Annotated in this window: 14 protein-coding genes; all 14 read left to right on the forward strand. The window is 68.7% G+C overall.

Annotation, left to right across the window (positions count from 1 at the left end; genetic code table 11):
• Positions 1 to 64 precede the first annotated feature (64 nt).
• The 14 genes from WS51_RS13415 to WS51_RS13480 all read left to right on the forward strand — a co-directional run bounded on the left by WS51_RS13415 (position 65) and on the right by WS51_RS13480 (position 15,803).
• Positions 65 to 2,158, forward strand: coding sequence for an RNB domain-containing ribonuclease (locus tag WS51_RS13415; protein WP_069229303.1), 2,094 nt, complete (start codon positions 65 to 67; stop codon positions 2,156 to 2,158).
• Complete coding sequence (gene aroE / locus WS51_RS13420; RefSeq protein ID WP_059848529.1) at positions 2,155 to 3,021, forward strand: shikimate dehydrogenase; 867 nt, start codon at positions 2,155 to 2,157, stop codon at positions 3,019 to 3,021. The genes WS51_RS13415 and aroE overlap by 4 nt, the downstream gene beginning before the upstream one ends.
• A 15-nt stretch (positions 3,022 to 3,036) precedes the next feature.
• Positions 3,037 to 3,774 (forward strand): monofunctional biosynthetic peptidoglycan transglycosylase, encoded by a 738-nt coding sequence (mtgA, locus tag WS51_RS13425; protein ID WP_069229304.1) that lies wholly within the window; start codon positions 3,037 to 3,039, stop codon positions 3,772 to 3,774.
• A 426-nt stretch (positions 3,775 to 4,200) separates the two neighbouring features.
• The gene (locus WS51_RS13430; protein WP_069229305.1) at positions 4,201 to 5,811 is read left to right on the forward strand and encodes a S10 family peptidase; all 1,611 of its coding nucleotides are present in this window, start codon (positions 4,201 to 4,203) and stop codon (positions 5,809 to 5,811) included.
• Positions 5,812 to 5,895: 84 nt separating this feature from the next.
• On the forward strand, positions 5,896 to 6,300 hold the full coding sequence (locus tag WS51_RS13435) for an EF-hand domain-containing protein (RefSeq protein WP_059451936.1): 405 nt from the start codon (positions 5,896 to 5,898) through the stop codon (positions 6,298 to 6,300).
• 351 nt (positions 6,301 to 6,651) lie between these two features.
• Positions 6,652 to 7,551 carry an IclR family transcriptional regulator gene (locus WS51_RS13440; protein ID WP_059465354.1) on the forward strand — a complete coding sequence of 300 codons (900 nt, stop codon included), beginning with the start codon at positions 6,652 to 6,654 and terminating at the stop codon, positions 7,549 to 7,551.
• Positions 7,548 to 8,573, forward strand: coding sequence for a 2-dehydro-3-deoxygalactonokinase (locus tag WS51_RS13445; RefSeq protein WP_059506903.1), 1,026 nt, complete (start codon positions 7,548 to 7,550; stop codon positions 8,571 to 8,573). Before WS51_RS13440 ends, WS51_RS13445 begins: the two co-directional genes overlap by 4 nt.
• Before the next feature lie 22 nt (positions 8,574 to 8,595).
• The gene (locus WS51_RS13450) at positions 8,596 to 9,273 is read left to right on the forward strand and encodes a 2-dehydro-3-deoxy-6-phosphogalactonate aldolase (protein WP_069229306.1); all 678 of its coding nucleotides are present in this window, start codon (positions 8,596 to 8,598) and stop codon (positions 9,271 to 9,273) included.
• Positions 9,273 to 10,052, forward strand: a complete 780-nt coding sequence (locus WS51_RS13455) for an SDR family oxidoreductase (protein WP_059794162.1) — start codon at positions 9,273 to 9,275, stop codon at positions 10,050 to 10,052. Before WS51_RS13450 ends, WS51_RS13455 begins: the two co-directional genes overlap by 1 nt.
• Before the next feature lie 102 nt (positions 10,053 to 10,154).
• Positions 10,155 to 11,150 (forward strand): arabinose ABC transporter substrate-binding protein, encoded by a 996-nt coding sequence (locus WS51_RS13460; RefSeq protein ID WP_059506905.1) that lies wholly within the window; start codon positions 10,155 to 10,157, stop codon positions 11,148 to 11,150.
• A 67-nt stretch (positions 11,151 to 11,217) separates the two neighbouring features.
• Positions 11,218 to 12,738 (forward strand): L-arabinose ABC transporter ATP-binding protein AraG, encoded by a 1,521-nt coding sequence (araG, locus tag WS51_RS13465; RefSeq protein WP_059546935.1) that lies wholly within the window; start codon positions 11,218 to 11,220, stop codon positions 12,736 to 12,738.
• Between the two features lie 80 nt (positions 12,739 to 12,818).
• The gene (araH, locus tag WS51_RS13470; RefSeq protein ID WP_059506907.1) at positions 12,819 to 13,835 is read left to right on the forward strand and encodes an L-arabinose ABC transporter permease AraH; all 1,017 of its coding nucleotides are present in this window, start codon (positions 12,819 to 12,821) and stop codon (positions 13,833 to 13,835) included.
• 23 nt (positions 13,836 to 13,858) lie between these two features.
• Positions 13,859 to 14,674 (forward strand): SDR family NAD(P)-dependent oxidoreductase, encoded by an 816-nt coding sequence (locus WS51_RS13475; RefSeq protein WP_059451944.1) that lies wholly within the window; start codon positions 13,859 to 13,861, stop codon positions 14,672 to 14,674.
• A 64-nt stretch (positions 14,675 to 14,738) separates the two neighbouring features.
• Entirely contained in the window at positions 14,739 to 15,803 is a 1,065-nt protein-coding gene (locus tag WS51_RS13480) for an aldose 1-epimerase (protein ID WP_069229307.1), read from the forward strand.
• Position 15,804 lies beyond the last annotated feature (1 nt).

Genomic DNA, 15,804 nt, shown 5'->3' on the forward strand with positions numbered 1-15,804 from the left:
TCGAATTCCCATCATCTTGCGGCGCCGCCGATGCGGCGCCCGGCAGTCTGAACGAGAGTACTGAGTGAACGTTTTCTTCGAGGAATCGGGCAGTTTCAAGGCGGGCAGCGTGCTGTCGCGCCAAGGCGACGCATTTCAGGTCGAGTTGCCCGGCGGGCGGCGCGCGAAGGTGCGTGCGAAAGACGTGCTGATCGAATTCGAGAAGCCGGCCGCGAGCGAGCTGATGCAGGAAGCCGACACGGCCGCGCAACAGATCGACCTGGATTTCCTGTGGGAGTGCGCGCCGGCCGAGGAATTCGCGTATACGGCGCTGGCCGCGGAATACTTCGGCGCGACCTACGGCCCGGTCGAGCGCGCGGCGCTCGTGCTGCGGCTGCACGGCTCGCCCGTCTACTTCCGCCGCAAGGGGCGCGGCCAGTATCAGCGCGCGCCGGAAGAGCAGCTCAAGATGGCGCTCGCGTCGCTCGAGCGCAAGCGCCAGCAGGCACTCGTGCAGGCGCAGTACGAAGAGGAACTGAAGGCCGGCAAGCTGCCGGAGGCATTCGCGGGCAAGGTGCTCGGCCTGCTGACGCGGCCGGACAAGAATTCGATCGAATACAAGGCGATGGAAGCGGCGGCCGGCGCGCGCGGCGTGTCGCCGGCTCGGCTGATGCTCGACTGCGGCGGCATCGAGTCGCCGCGTGCGCTGCACGAAGCGCGCTTCCTCGCGGAATTCTTCCCGCACGGCACGGGCTTTCCGCCCGTCACGGTCGGCCCGCTGCCGGACGACCTGCCGCGCGCGGACGTCGAGGCATTCTCGATCGACGACATCACGACGACCGAAATCGACGACGCGTTCTCGGTCGAGCACCTGGCCGACGGTCGCGTGCGGATCGGCGTGCACATCGCGGCGCCGGCGCTGGGCATCGTGCGCGGCGACGCGGTCGACGCGATCGCGCGCGCGCGCCTGTCGACCGTCTACATGCCGGGCGACAAGATCACGATGCTGCCGGACGACGTCGTCGACGTGTTCACGCTGAAGGAAGGCGATTACCGTCCGGCGCTGTCGCTATACATCATCGTCAACCGCGAGACGCAGGAGATCGTGGCGAACGAGACGCGCGCCGAGCTCGTGTACGTGAAGAACAACCTGCGCCACAACACGCTCGACGAGCTCGTCAACGAAGAGACGCTCGCGGCCGGCACCGGCGACTATCCGCACAAGGACGACATCGCCGTGCTGTGGCCGCTCGCGCAGGCACTGTTCGAGAAGCGCCAGGTCGCGCGCGCGGGCTACGGCCTGAAGCGCGAAGTGCAGCGCAACACCGATTACAACTTCTACGTCGAAGGCGAGCACGTGACGATCACGCCGCGCCGCCGCGGCTCGCCGCTCGACCTGATCGTGTCGGAGCTCGCGATCCTCGCGAACTCGACCTGGGGCGCGTTCCTGCACGATCACACGGTGCCGGGCATCTACCGCTCGCAGCGCGGCTTCGGCGCACCCGGCCCGAAGCGCACGCGGATGCAGACGACGGCCGCGCCGCACGAGGGCCTCGGCGTCGCGCAGTATGCGTGGAGCACGTCGCCGCTGCGCCGCTACGTCGACCTCGTGAACCAGTGGCAGCTGCTCGCGTGCGTGCAGCACGGCGTCACCGCGAAGCTCGCCGCGCCGTTCAAGCCGAAGGACGCCGACCTGTACGCGGTCGTGCAGGGCTTCGACGATACGTACACGGCCTACGCTGATTACCAGCGCCGGATGGAGTATTTCTGGTGCCTGCGCTGGCTCGCGCAGGAGCAGAAGAAGCAGGTTGTCGCGAGCGTCGTGAAGGGCGATCTCGTGCGCCTCGAGGAAATTCCGCTGCTGCTGCACGTGCCGGGCCTCGGCGTGCATGCGCGCGGCACGCGCGTGCTGCTCGAGGTGATGTCGCTCGACGAGCTGACGATCGAGGCGTCGGTGCGGCTGCTGAACGTGCTCGACGCGCCGACGGTGACGAGTGGCGATGCGGCCGACGACGAAGACGAGACCGAAGGCGGCGACGACACGCTGGTCGATGCGCAAGACGCATCGGCGCAAGCGGAGGCCGAGGCGCTGGCCGAAGCGGGCGGCGCGGCGGCCGCCGGCGGCGACGCCGGCAACGACCGCGAAGGCGAACCAGGCGAACAGGGGCGCGCATCATGAATGCAGCCGCGTCGACGAGCGGCGCCGACCGCTACGTGGTGTTCGGCAATCCGGTGGCGCACAGCAAGTCGCCGTTCATCCACGCGCAGTTCGCCGCGCAAACGGGCGAGGCGATCGTCTACGAGCACCGGCTCGCGCCGGTCGACGGTTTCGAGGCCGCCGTGCGCGCGTTCATCGCCGAAGGCGGTCGCGGCGCCAATGTGACGGTGCCGTTCAAGCTCGACGCGCATGCGCTCGCCGACACGCTGTCGCCGCGCGCGGCGGCGGCCGGCGCGGTGAACACGCTGCGCATCGAAGCCGACGGCAGCCTCTACGGCGACAACACGGACGGCGTCGGCCTCGTGCGCGACATCGAAGCGAACCTCGGCGTGTCGCTCGCGGGCGCGCGCATCCTGCTGCTCGGCGCGGGCGGCGCGGCGCGCGGCGTCGTGCTGCCGATGCTCGAGCGCGCGCCGCTGTCGATCACGATCGTGAACCGCACCGCGAGCAAGGCCGAGGCGCTCGTCGGCCAGTTCTCGCAGGCGGCGCACGATGCCGGCTGCGTGCTGTCGGGCGGCGGCCCGGATACCGTGCGTGCGGAACCGTACGACGTGATCGTCAACGCGACGGCCGGCAGCCTCGACGCGGCGCTGCCGGAGTGCGACGCGGCCGCGTTCGGCGCGCACACGCTCGCGTACGACATGATGTACGGCGCGCAGCCGACCGTGTTCATGCAGCATGCGGCGTCGCTCGGCGCGCGCACGGCCGACGGGCTCGGCATGCTGGTCGAGCAGGCGGCCGAATCGTTCTTCATCTGGCGCGGCGTGCGGCCGGACGGTGCACCGGTGCTGGCCGCGCTGCGCCAGGCGCTCGCGGCGGCCTGAGCCGGAGCGCGGCAAGTGGTGGCGGTAAGCGGCACGCAGCGCACGCGGACGATCGGCGCGACCCGCTGGATCGTCTATGCGGCCTCGGTGTTCGCGGGCGCGTGGCTCGCGACGCAGCTGTTCTATCTCGCGCAGATCGCGCTGTGGTCGTTCATCAATCCAGGGTCGACCGCGTTCATGCGGACCGACGCGTGGTGGCTGTCGCGCGACAATCCGCCCGCGCGGATCCAGCACCAGTGGGTGCCGTACGACCAGATCTCGCGCAATCTGAAGCGTGCGCTGATCGCATCGGAAGATTCGACCTTCGCGACCAACAACGGCTACGACGTCGACGCGATCCTGCAGGCGTGGGAGAAGAACAAGGCGCGCGGCCGGATCGTCGCGGGCGGTTCGACGATCACGCAGCAGCTCGCGCGCAACCTGTTCCTGTCGCGCGAGAAGAGCTACATCCGCAAGGGGCAGGAGCTGATCATCACGTGGATGCTCGAGACGGTGCTCGACAAGGAGCGGATCTTCGAGATCTACCTGAATTCCGTCGAATGGGGACGCGGCGTGTACGGTGCCGAGGTTGCCGCCCGCTATTACTACAAGATTCCTGCGAGCCGGCTCGGTGCGTGGCAGTCGGCGCGTCTCGCGGTGATGCTGCCGAAGCCGCGCTGGTTCGACGCGCACCGCGGCTCGGCCTACCAGGCGCAGCGCGCGGCCGTGATCGCCCGCCGGATGGGCGCCGCCGAACTTCCGCAATCGCAGTGAGCGGCGCGAACGCGCCGTCACGTTGTCCATTCCGTCGCCGGTGCGCCATTGGTGCACTGCAGCGCATTCGTGTCGCCCGCATTTCGGGACACATCCATTAGACGAATTCGTCTATTTCGCTTTACTGAGCAATGCGCGCCCGCGCGGGATTTTGTTTGCCGATATGGCACGAAATCCGCGCAGTTTTAGCATTTCCGGGTAAACGCGAAAGCAGTTGAAAGACTGTTGAAACGCAACGGTGCGCGAATCGAAGCATTCCTGAAAGGTGTGCGCCGCACCGAGCGTCGATCGAATATTTCCAAATTTTTCAAAGCCCACCTGCTCACGTATATTGGCCAGCGCCTCGGCTTATCGGCCGCAATCGAGGCGGGGGGCGGCTTACCCGGCTGCTCGACATAAAAAACATTCGAGAGAAGGAAAGCAACGATGCCAGCGAGCAAAGCGAAGCTGTTGTTGGGAGTCGTGTTCTCTTCGCTGATTCTGACGGCCTGCAACGACGACGTGACGTCGTCCTCGGCAGCAGGTACCGACAATTCAGCCGATCCCGCCGCTCAGGTGGACAAGCCGTACAACGATCCCAACAGTTATTCGTCGAGCGCGACCGCGTCGCTCGACGCGTCCGCCGCGGTCGAAAAGGCCGCCATCACCCATCACCAGATCACGCTGAACGGCAAGGCGATTCGCTACACGGCCACCGCCGGCCACCTCGTCGCGCGCAATCCGCAGACGGGCGCACCCGAAGCGTCGTTCTTCTACGTCGCCTACACCGCCGACAACCAGCCCGCGGCCAAGCGCCCCGTCACGTTCCTGTACAACGGCGGCCCCGGCTCCGCGTCGGTGTGGCTGCATCTCGGCTCGTTCGGTCCGAAGCGGATCCAGACGGGCGACCCGAATGCGAACACGTCGACCTTCCCGTTCGTCGACAACGCGGAAAGCCTGCTCGATACGACCGACCTCGTGTTCGTCGATGCGATCGGCACCGGCTTCTCGGAAGCGATCGCGCCGAACACGAACCAGACGTTCTGGGGTGTCGACCAGGATGCCGGCGCGTTCCGCGATTTCGTGACGCGCTACATCGCCGTGAACCAGCGCGACACTTCGCCGAAATACCTGTTCGGCGAGTCGTACGGCACGCCGCGCACCGACGTGCTCGCGAACCTGCTCGAGACGGCCGGCGTGAAGCTCGACGGCATCGTGCTGCAGTCGTCGATCCTGAACTACAACGCGAACTGCGACATGGCGAGCGACTACGTCGGCAACTCGAACAACGGGGCGAGCCCGGTGAGTTGCGCGGGCTTTGTGCCGTCGTACGGCACGGTCGGCGCGTACTACCAGCTCGACAACCCGAACCCGTCGAGCCTGCCGCAATACGCGGACCAGATGCGCCAGCTGACGGCCGGCAGCTACGCGCCCGCCGTGAACGCGTATCTCGCGAGCCACACGCCGCCCTCGCCGACGCTCGTCACGACGATGGTGAATTCGACCGGCGTGAAGCAGGCGCTGTGGAACGCGGACTTCAACGTCGTCCCGACCTTCTTCGACAACAGCTTCCAGGTATCGCTGATTCCGGGCACGCTGATCGGCCGCTACGACGCGCGCGTGAACGTGCCGTCGTCGAGCCCGCTCGCGGCGGACGGCGACCCGTCGAGCACGTTCATCACCAAGCCGTTCACCGACACGATCGGCAGCTACCTGCCGAACGTGCTCAAGTACAGCGCGCAGTCGGCGTACTCGGTCAGCAGCAATGCGATCCAGACCTGGGACTGGACGCACGACGGGCTCGCGATGCCGGACACGATCCCCGATCTCGCGGCTGCGCTGACGCTGAATCCGTCGCTGAAGGTGCTGTCGCTGAACGGGTATCACGACATCGCGACGCCGTTCTACCAGACCGAGCTCGACCTCGCGCGGCTTGGCTCGCAACCGAACCTGACGATCAAGGACTATCAGGGTGGACACATGGTCTATCTCGACGATACGTCGCGTCCGCAGGAGAAAGCCGACCTCGTGACTTTCTACAACGCGGCCGCGCACTGATGCGATGTGCGGGCCTGGCGGCGCGCGCCCGTCGTGGCGCCGTTCGCCGGCCGTCGACGACCTCATTCCAGACTGGAGCCTGACATGAAGAAACGTTTCATCGTCGTTGCCGCGGCGCTCGCATGCGCCGGCGTTGCAGCATCCGCATCGGTATCCGCGTTCGCGCAGGCGAGCGACACCGCCACCCCGGCACGCGCGCGCCAGGCGCAGCTCGGCGATCCGTACGTGCCGCCGGCTGCGCGCAAGCCGACCGCCGGCACGCAAACGACGGGCGCCGCGCTGCACGCGCAGGTGGTGCGCAAGCTCGCGCGGCAGTTCGGCGCGGCCGATACGCAGAACACCGGTTCGATCACCGAAGCGCAGGCGCGCGCGGCCGGCCTCGGCTATGTCGCGAATCACTTCCGGCAGATCGATGCGAGCGGTAGCGGCCGCGTGTCGTTCTCCGACGTGCAGCGCTACATGCAGGCGCGCAGCACGAACCAGCAGTAAGCGCGGCGCGCGTGACCCAACGGGGGCGGAACCCGCGATGCGCCGGGTTCCGCCCCCGTGCGCATGGTACGGCCGTTTCGCGACGACACCGGCCCGGCCATTCGCCCGTTTTCTCATTATCTGGACAACGCATTCAAATATTGGAGACGAGTGCGTGCGCTCCTACAATCCGAAGCACATCGACAGCTTCGGACCCACGCACCGCGCGGCGCCCGACGCATACGGAGACACATTCCATGAAGTTCGCCGGGCGCTTTCCTCGGTGCATCGACCGCCGCGTTGCCGCGACGCCCGACCTCGTTGCGGCGTCGCGACAGCGGCTTCACCGATTCCGTTGACGAAGCCCGTTCCATGACCAAGATGCCCGATTCCCTTGCTCTCGACGCCCGGCGCGCGACGCCGGACGATGCGCCGCTCACCGACACGATCGGCGCGACCAGCACGCCGCTCGATCTCGCCGCGCAGCAGGCCGGCACGCAGACGCTGTTGCGCGGTCTCGCGATCCTCGAAGCGATCGCGAACGGCGCACGCGACATGCGTGCGATCGGCGCGGCGCTCGGCACGACCCGCAGCACGACGCACCGTCTCGTCAGCAGCCTCGTGCAGGCGCGCTACCTGCGCCAGGTGCAGGGCGGCTACCTGCTCGGCCCGAAGCTGATCGAGCTCGGCACGATCGCGCTCGAACAGATGCCGCTCACGGCCGTCGCACGGCCGCACCTCGAGGCGCTCGCCGAGGCGACGCTCGACACGATCCACCTCGGTGTGCGCGACGGCGACGACGTGCTGTACATCGACAAGATTCCCGGCACGCGCGGTCTAGAAATGCGCTCGCGCGTCGGCCACCGGATGCCGCTCGCGTCGACCGGCATCGGCAAGGCGATGATGCTCGACCTCGATCCGGACCTGTGGCGCTCGCTGTTCGAGGCCGCGCGGCGCGCGCTGGCCGGCGTCAACTTCAAGCCGGACAACCGGCCCGAGACGAGCGCGTTCCTGCAGCGCATGGCGCACTACGCGGCCGGCGGCTACACGTTCGACCTCGAGGAAAACGAGGCGTCGATCCGCTGCGTGGCCGCGCCGATTCGCGACGCGTCGGGCGCGATCGTCGCGGCCGTATCGGTCGCGAGCACGATTCCGTACATGCCGCACGACCGGATGGACGAACTGATTCCGCTCGTGCAGCGCGAAGCGCGAGCCATTTCCGCGGAACTGGGCTGGAGCCCGCCGCAGGGTACCCGCAGGATCAAACGATGACCAATTCGACCCGGACCGCTCCGGACGCCTCCCGCGCCGCACCGTCGCTGATCGCGCTCGACTGGGGCACCACGTCGCTGCGCGCGTATCTGTTCGACGCGCACGGCGCGCTGCTCGACACGCGCAGCCGTGCCGCAGGCGTGATGCACGTGCCGGCCGGCGGCGCGCGTGCGTTCGACGTCGTGTTCGAGCAAGCGTGCGGCGACTGGCTCGACCGCGCGCCGGGCGTGCCGGTGCTGGCCGCCGGGATGGTCGGCAGCGCGCAGGGCTGGCGCGAGGCGCCGTACGTCGAAGTGCCGGCCGGCGCCGACGCGCTCGTCGCGGGGCTCGTCACGGTGACGACGTCGCGCGGCACGACGGTGTCGATCGTGCCGGGCGTGATCGCGACGGGCGAATTGCCGGACGTGATGCGCGGCGAGGAAACGCAGATATTCGGTGCACTCGCGAACGATCCGATGCTTGATGCTGATCGTTCAGGGGTACTGATCGGCTTGCCGGGCACGCATGCGAAGTGGGCATGGGTGAAGGACGGGCTCATCGAGCGCTTCCAGACCTTCATGACCGGCGAGTTGTTCGCGGCGCTGCGCGACCACACGATTCTCGGCCGCACGATGCGCGCGAGCGCGTCGCCCGACCGCGCGGCATTCGCGCGCGGTGTCGCGGTGGCCCGCGGCGCGCAGCGCGCGGGGCTGCTCGCGACGATCTTCAGCACGCGCACGCTCGGCCTGACCGACCGGCTCGCCCCCGATGCGCAGGGCGATTACCTGTCCGGGCTGCTGATCGGACACGAGCTGAACGCGCTCGACGCGATGCTGGCCGAGCGCGGTGTCGCGCTCGCGAACCAGCCGCTGCTGCTGATCGGCGACGACGGCTTGTGTGCGCGCTACGTCGACGCATTGAGCGTGTTCGGCTGCACGCATGCGCGCGTCGTCGCGCAGGCGACCGAGCGCGGCCTGTGGTGGATCGCGTCGCGCGCCGGGCTCGTGCGCGCGGACGGCGCGCCCGTCTGCGCCGACCAATGAACCGATTGAAGAGGAATTGCCGATGTCGTCCGACCTTACGCTGCCCGCACCGTACACGCCGCACGCCGGGCTGATGCGCGCGTTCGACGCGTGTCCGCTGATCGCGATCATGCGCGGCATCACGCCCGGCGAAGCAGCCGAGCATGGCCTCGCATTGCACGAAGCAGGCTTTCGGATCGTCGAGGTGCCGCTCAACTCGCCCGATCCGTTCGCCAGCATCGCGGCGCTGCGTCGCGCGCTGCCCGACGACATGATCGTCGGCGCCGGCACCGTGCTGCGCGCCGAATTCGTCGACCGCGTGCGCGACGCCGGCGGCTCGCTGATCGTGATGCCGCACAGCGACGCGGCCGTGATCCGCCGCGCGCGCGAATGCGGGCTGGCCAGCGCGCCGGGCGTCGCGACGCCGACCGAGGCGTTCGCCGCGCTCGCGAACGGCGCCGACGTGCTGAAGATGTTCCCGGCCGAGCAGCTCGGCGTGTCCGTCGTGAAGGCGTGGCGCGCGGTGATCGACCGCGCGGTGCCGCTGATTCCGGTCGGCGGGATTTCCCCGGACAACATGCAGCCGTTCCTCGCGGCCGGCGCCAACGGCTTCGGGCTCGGCTCGGCGCTGTACCGGCCCGGCCAGTCGGCGGATGCGACGGCGGCGAACGCGCGCGCGTTCCAGGCCGGTTTGCGCGCGGCGCGCGGCGGAGCCGCATGATGGGCCGCCTCGCGGGCAAGGTCGCGTTGGTGACGGGCGCGGGCCGCGGCATCGGCGCGGCGATCGCGCGCGCATTCGTGCGCGAAGGCGCGGCGGTTGCGCTCGTCGATCTCGACTTCCCCCAGGCGCAGCACACGGCCGCCGCGATCGCACACGAATGCGACGGCGCGCGCGTGCTGCCGCTGCAGGCGGACGTCGCGCGGCAGGAGTCGGTGCGCGACGCGCTCGCGCAGACCGAAGCCGCATTCGGCCCGCTCGACGTGCTCGTGAACAACGCGGGCATCAACGTGTTCGCCGATCCGCTGACGATGACGGACGACGACTGGCGGCGCTGCTTCGCCGTCGATCTCGACGGCGTGTGGCACGGCTGCCGCGCGGCGCTGCCGGGAATGGTCGAACGCGGCCGGGGCAGCATCGTGAACATCGCGTCGACGCATGCGTTCCGGATCATCCCGGGCTGTTTTCCGTATCCGGTCGCGAAGCACGGCGTGCTCGGCCTCACGCGGGCGCTCGGCATCGAATACGCGGCGCGCAACGTGCGCGTGAACGCGATCGCGCCGGGCTACATCGAGACGCAGCTCACGCGCGATTGGTGGGACGCGCAGCCCGACCCGGCCGCCGCGCGCGCCGAGACGCTCGCGCTGCAGCCGATGAAGCGGATCGGCAAGCCGGAGGAGGTCGCGATGACGGCCGTGTTCCTCGCGTCCGACGAGGCGCCGTTCATCAATGCCGCGTGCATCACCGTCGACGGCGGACGCGCGGCGCTGTACCACGACTGACGCAACGATTCGAAAGACCGCACGTGCGACGGCCGCGCGCACGCTGCGTCGAAACCAACAAGCGGCTGCATTTCGTTCGATGAAGACTAGGAGACACTGGAGATGAAACGCAGAACCTTCGTAACGCTGGCCGCGGCGGCGGCAGTGGTGATCGGCAGCCCGGTCGCGCACGCGGCCGACCCGGTCAAGATCGGCTTCCTGGTGAAGCAGCCGGAAGAGCCGTGGTTCCAGGACGAATGGAAGTTCGCCGAGATCGCGGCGAAGAACAAGGGCTTCACGCTCGTGAAGATCGGCGCGCCGTCCGGCGAGAAGGTGATGAGCGCGATCGACAACCTGTCCGCGCAGAAGGCGCAGGGCTTCATCATCTGCACGCCCGACGTGAAGCTCGGGCCGGGCATCGTCGCGAAGGCGAAGTCGCACAACCTGAAGATGATGACGGTCGACGATCGCCTCGTCGACGGCGCGGGCAAGCCGATCGAGGCGGTGCCGCACATGGGCATCTCCGCGTACAACATCGGCAAGCAGGTCGGCGACGGGATCGCGGCCGAGATCAAGAAGCGCGGCTGGGACATGAAGGACGTCGGCGCGATCGACATCACCTACGAGCAGTTGCCGACCGCGCACGATCGCACGAGCGGCGCGACCGACGCGCTGGTGGCGGCCGGCTTCCCGAAGGCGAACGTGATCGCGGCGCCGCAGGCGAAGACCGACACCGAGAACGCGTTCAACGCGGCGAACATCGCGCTCACCAAGAACCCGCAGTTCAAGCACTGGGTCGCGTATGGCCTGAACGACGAGGCCGTGCTCGGCGCGGTGCGCGCGGCGGAAGGACGCGGCTTCAAGGCGGACAACATGATCGGCATCGGCATCGGCGGATCCGATTCGGCGCTCAACGAATTCAAGAAGCCGCAGCCGACGGGCTTCTACGGCACCGTGATCATCAGCCCGAAGCGCCACGGCGAGGAAACCTCGGACCTGATGTACGCATGGATCACGCAGGGCAAGGCACCGCCGCCCCTGACGCTGACGACGGGCATGCTCGCGACGCGCGACAACGTGTCGAAGGTGCGCGAGGAGATGGGGCTCGCATCGAAGTAAGCGGCCCGCCGGCCGCCGCGGCGATGCGGCGGCCGGCGATCGATGGAACTGCTAGTGGGGAGACGACGTGTCAGCGGCACTGCGTTTTGACAATATCGGCAAGGTATTTCCCGGCGTGCGCGCACTGGACGGCATCTCGTTCGACGTGCACGCGGGCGAGGTGCATGGCCTGATGGGCGAGAACGGCGCGGGCAAGTCGACGCTGCTGAAGATTCTCGGCGGCGAATACCAGCCCGATGCGGGCAGCGTGCTGGTCGACGGCCAGCCCGTGCATTTCTCGAGTGCGGCCGCGTCGATCGCGGCCGGCATTGCGGTGATTCACCAGGAATTGCAGTACGTGCCCGACCTGACGGTCGCGGAGAACCTGCTGCTCGGCCGCCTGCCGAATGCGCTCGGCTGGGTGAGAAAGGGCGAGGCGAAGCGTCACGTGCGCGAGCGCCTCGCCGCGATGGGCGTCGATCTCGATCCCGATGCGAAGCTCGGGCGGCTGTCGATCGCGCAGCGGCAGATGGTCGAGATCTGCAAGGCGCTGATGCGCAACGCGCGCGTGATCGCGCTCGACGAGCCGACGAGCTCGCTGTCGCATCGCGAGACCGAGGTGCTGTTCAAGCTCGTCGACGACCTGCGCGCGCAGGGCCGCGCGCTGATCTACATTTCGCACCGGATGGACGAGATCTACCGGCTGTGCGACGCGTGCACGATCTTCCGCGACGGTCGCAAGATCGCGTCGCACGAATCGCTCGCCGACGTGCCGCGCGAGCGGCTGGTCGCCGAGATGGTCGGGCGCGAGATCGCGGATATCTACCATTACGCGCCGCGTGCGCTCGGCGACGTGCGGTTTTCGGCCGAAGGCGTCGATGGCCCCGCATTGCGCGAGCCCGCGAGCTTCTCGGTGCGCGCGGGCGAGATCGTCGGCTTCTTCGGGCTGGTCGGTGCGGGCCGCAGCGAACTGATGCGGCTCGTGTACGGCGCGGACCGCCGGCGCGCGGGCGTGCTCACGCTCGACGGCAAGCGCATCGACGTGAAGCGCACCGGCGACGCGATCCGTCACGGCATCGTGCTGTGCCCGGAGGATCGCAAGGAGGAAGGGATCATCGCGATGGCGTCGGTCGCGGAGAACATCAACATCAGCTGCCGCCGTCATTCGCTGCGCGCGGGGCTGTTCATCGACCGCAAGACCGAGTCCGAAACGGCCGACCGCTTCATCCAGCGGCTGAAGATCAAGACGCCGAACCGGCGGCAGAAGATCCGCTTCCTGTCGGGCGGCAACCAGCAGAAGGCGATCCTGTCGCGCTGGCTCGCGGAGCCCGACCTGAAGGTCGTGATCCTCGACGAGCCGACGCGCGGCATCGACGTCGGCGCGAAGCACGAGATCTACGACGTGATCTACCGGCTCGCGGAGCGCGGCTGCGCGATCGTGATGGTGTCGTCGGAGCTGCCGGAAGTGCTCGGCGTGTCCGACCGCATCGTCGTGATGCGCGAAGGCCGCATCGCGGGCGAGCTGCCGCGCGAGCGGGCGAACGAACATGCGGTGCTGAGCCTCGCGCTGCCGCAGACGAGCGTCGTCGAGGCGGCTGACGCAGTTTGAGGTCGCCGCGTGCGACGCAGGACTTTCGAATCGATCGAGCGCGGCGCGGGCCGCGCGATGCAGGAGCAGGAGACACAACCATGCAAGTCAGGGAAAACCTCGCCAGCGCAGCCGTGAAGCCGTCGGCCGACGCGCTGGTTCCACAGCAGAGCGACCGCCAGAAGTGGTGGCAGCACCTCACCGAATACAGCCTGATCGCGATCTTCGCGGTGATGTTCGTGACGATGTCGCTGACGGTCGAGCACTTCTTCTCGATCGACAACATGCTGGGCCTCGCGCTGTCGATCTCGCAGATCGGGATGGTCGCGTGCACGATGATGTTCTGTCTGGCGTCGCGCGACTTCGACCTGTCGATCGGCTCGACCGTCGCGTTCTCCGGCGTGTTGTGCGCGATGGTCCTGAACGCGACCGGCAACACGTTCGTCGCGATCGTCGCGGCGGTCGCGGCAGGTGCCGCGATCGGCTTCGTGAACGGCGCGGTGATCGCGTACCTGCGCATCAACGCGCTGATCACGACGCTCGCGACGATGGAAATCGTGCGCGGGCTCGGCTTCATCGTGTCGAAGGGGCAGGCGGTCGGCGTGTCGTCGGATACGTTCATCGCGCTCGGCGGGCTGTCGCTCTTCGGCGTGTCGCTGCCGATCTGGGTCACGCTCATGTGCTTCATCGTGTTCGGCGTGTTGCTGAACCAGACCGTGTACGGCCGCAATACGCTCGCGATCGGCGGCAACCCGGAGGCGTCGCGCCTCGCGGGGATCAACGTCGAACGCACGCGCGTGTACATCTTCCTGATCCAGGGCGCGGTGACGGCGCTCGCGGGCGTGATCCTCGCGTCGCGCATCACGTCGGGCCAGCCGAACGCGGCGCAGGGCTTCGAGCTGAACGTGATCTCCGCGTGCGTGCTCGGCGGCGTGTCGCTGATGGGCGGCCGCGCGACGATCTCGGGCGTCGTGATCGGCGTGCTGATCATGGGCACCGTCGAGAACGTGATGAACCTGCTGAACATCGACGCGTTCTACCAGTACCTGGTGCGCGGCGCGATCCTGCTCGCGGCCGTGCTGCTCGACCAGCTGAAGAACCGCGGCGTACGCGACTGACCGAATACACGGAGACGATTCGCATGACCATCGAAACACCCGCGCCAGCGCAGCACGCCGCGAGCGACGCGCGTTATGCGCGCTACCCGAGCCTCGCGGATCGCGCGGTGCTGATCACGGGCGGGGCGACCGGCATCGGCGCGTCGTTCGTCGAGCATTTCGCGCGGCAGGGCGCGCGCGTGGCGTTCGTCGATCTCGACGCGCATGCGGGCCACGCCCTCGCGGAAAGCCTCGCGCAGGCGCCGGACGTGCGCCACGCGCCGCTGTTCCTGCCGTGCGACCTCACCGACATCGGCGCGCTGCGCGGTGCGATCGACGCGATCCGCGCGCGCATCGGTGCGATCGCCGTGCTCGTGAACAACGCGGCGAACGACACGCGCCACGCGATCGCCGACGTGACGCCCGAATCGTTCGACGCGGGCATCGCGGTCAACCTGCGCCACCAGTTCTTCGCGGCGCAGGCGGTAATCGACGACATGAAGCAGCGCGGCGGCGGCGCGATCATCAATCTCGGCTCGATCAGCTGGATGCTGAAGAACGGCGGCTACCCCGTCTACGTGATGGCGAAGGCGGCGGTGCAGGGCCTCACGCGCGGGCTCGCGCGCGATCTCGGCCCGTTCGGCATCCGCGTGAATTCGCTGGTGCCCGGCTGGGTGATGACCGACAAGCAACGCAGGCTGTGGCTCGACGACGCCGGCCGCGCGTCGATCAAGGCCGGCCAGTGCATCGACGCCGAGTTGCTGCCCGAGGATCTCGCGCGCATGGCGCTGTTTCTCGCGGCCGACGACAGCCGGATGATCACCGCGCAGGATGTGGTGGTCGACGGCGGCTGGGCCTGATTGCCGGGGGCCGCGCTCGCACGGCGCCCCGTATCGTTTCATCGACGAAGGAAAGGAGTCCATCATGACCGCCACGTCCTCGCGCGCATCGTCGTCGTCCACGAGCCAGTCGCGCCGCGCGCGGCTGGCTGCCGCCGCGCAGCCGGTCAGTGCCGGGCCGCAGACCGCCGCGTTCGCGCAGGGCGTCGGCGCCGCGCATGCGGCGGCCGTCACGCTGTCGAACGCGGCGCTGCGGCTCGACGTGCTGCCGCACCTGGGCGGCGGCATCGCGCGCTTCGACTGGCGCGGCGATCACGGCGCGCTCGTGCCGGTGTTCCGCCGCTGCGAGCATCCGGACACGGCGACGGATCCGAACGCGCTCGCGTGCTATCCGTTGCTGCCGTACTCGAACCGGATCGGCAACGGCCGCTTCGAACTCGACGGACGCCGCGTCGTGGTGCCGCGCAACCGCGGCGACGAGCCGTTGCCGATTCATGGCGACGGCTGGCTCGCGCCGTGGCAGGTGGACGACGCGACCGACACGACGCTGCAGCTGTCGCTCGATCGCGCGAGCGGCGCGCCGTATGCGTTTCGCGCGATCCAGTCGTTCGCGCTCGACGACACGACGTTGTCGATCGCGTTGACGATCGAGAATACGGGGCGCGCGCGGTTGCCGTTCGGGCTGGGCCTGCATCCGTTCCTGGTGCGCGACGACGCGACCGAGCTGGCCGCGGCCGCGGGCGGCCTGTGGCTGTCGGGCCCGGATTTCCTGCCGGTGCGGCACGTGAGCGTGCCGCCGGCCTGGCAGTTCGGCGTCGCGTATCCGTTGCCGGCGACGCTCGTCAATCATGCATTTACCGGCTGGGGCGGCCACGCGACGGTGAGCTGGCCGCGCCGCGGGCTGTTGCTGACGATCGCGGCCGACGCCGACTCGTACGTGCTCTACACGCCGCCCGGCGAGCCTTTCTTCTGCTTCGAGCCGGTCGATCATCCGATCAATGCGGTGAACCTGCCGGGCGGCGCGGCCGCGCACGGGATGACGCTGCTCGCGCCGGGCGAGCGGCTCGCGCGGCGTTTCGCGTTCACCGTCGAGCGGTCCGATGCGCGCATCGACGCCGCCGCGCGCGAAGGGCGCCGGCGACGCGGGTAAA

The sequence above is a fragment of the Burkholderia territorii genome (assembly GCF_001718335.1).
GTDB classification, from domain to species: Bacteria; Pseudomonadota; Gammaproteobacteria; order Burkholderiales; family Burkholderiaceae; genus Burkholderia; species Burkholderia territorii.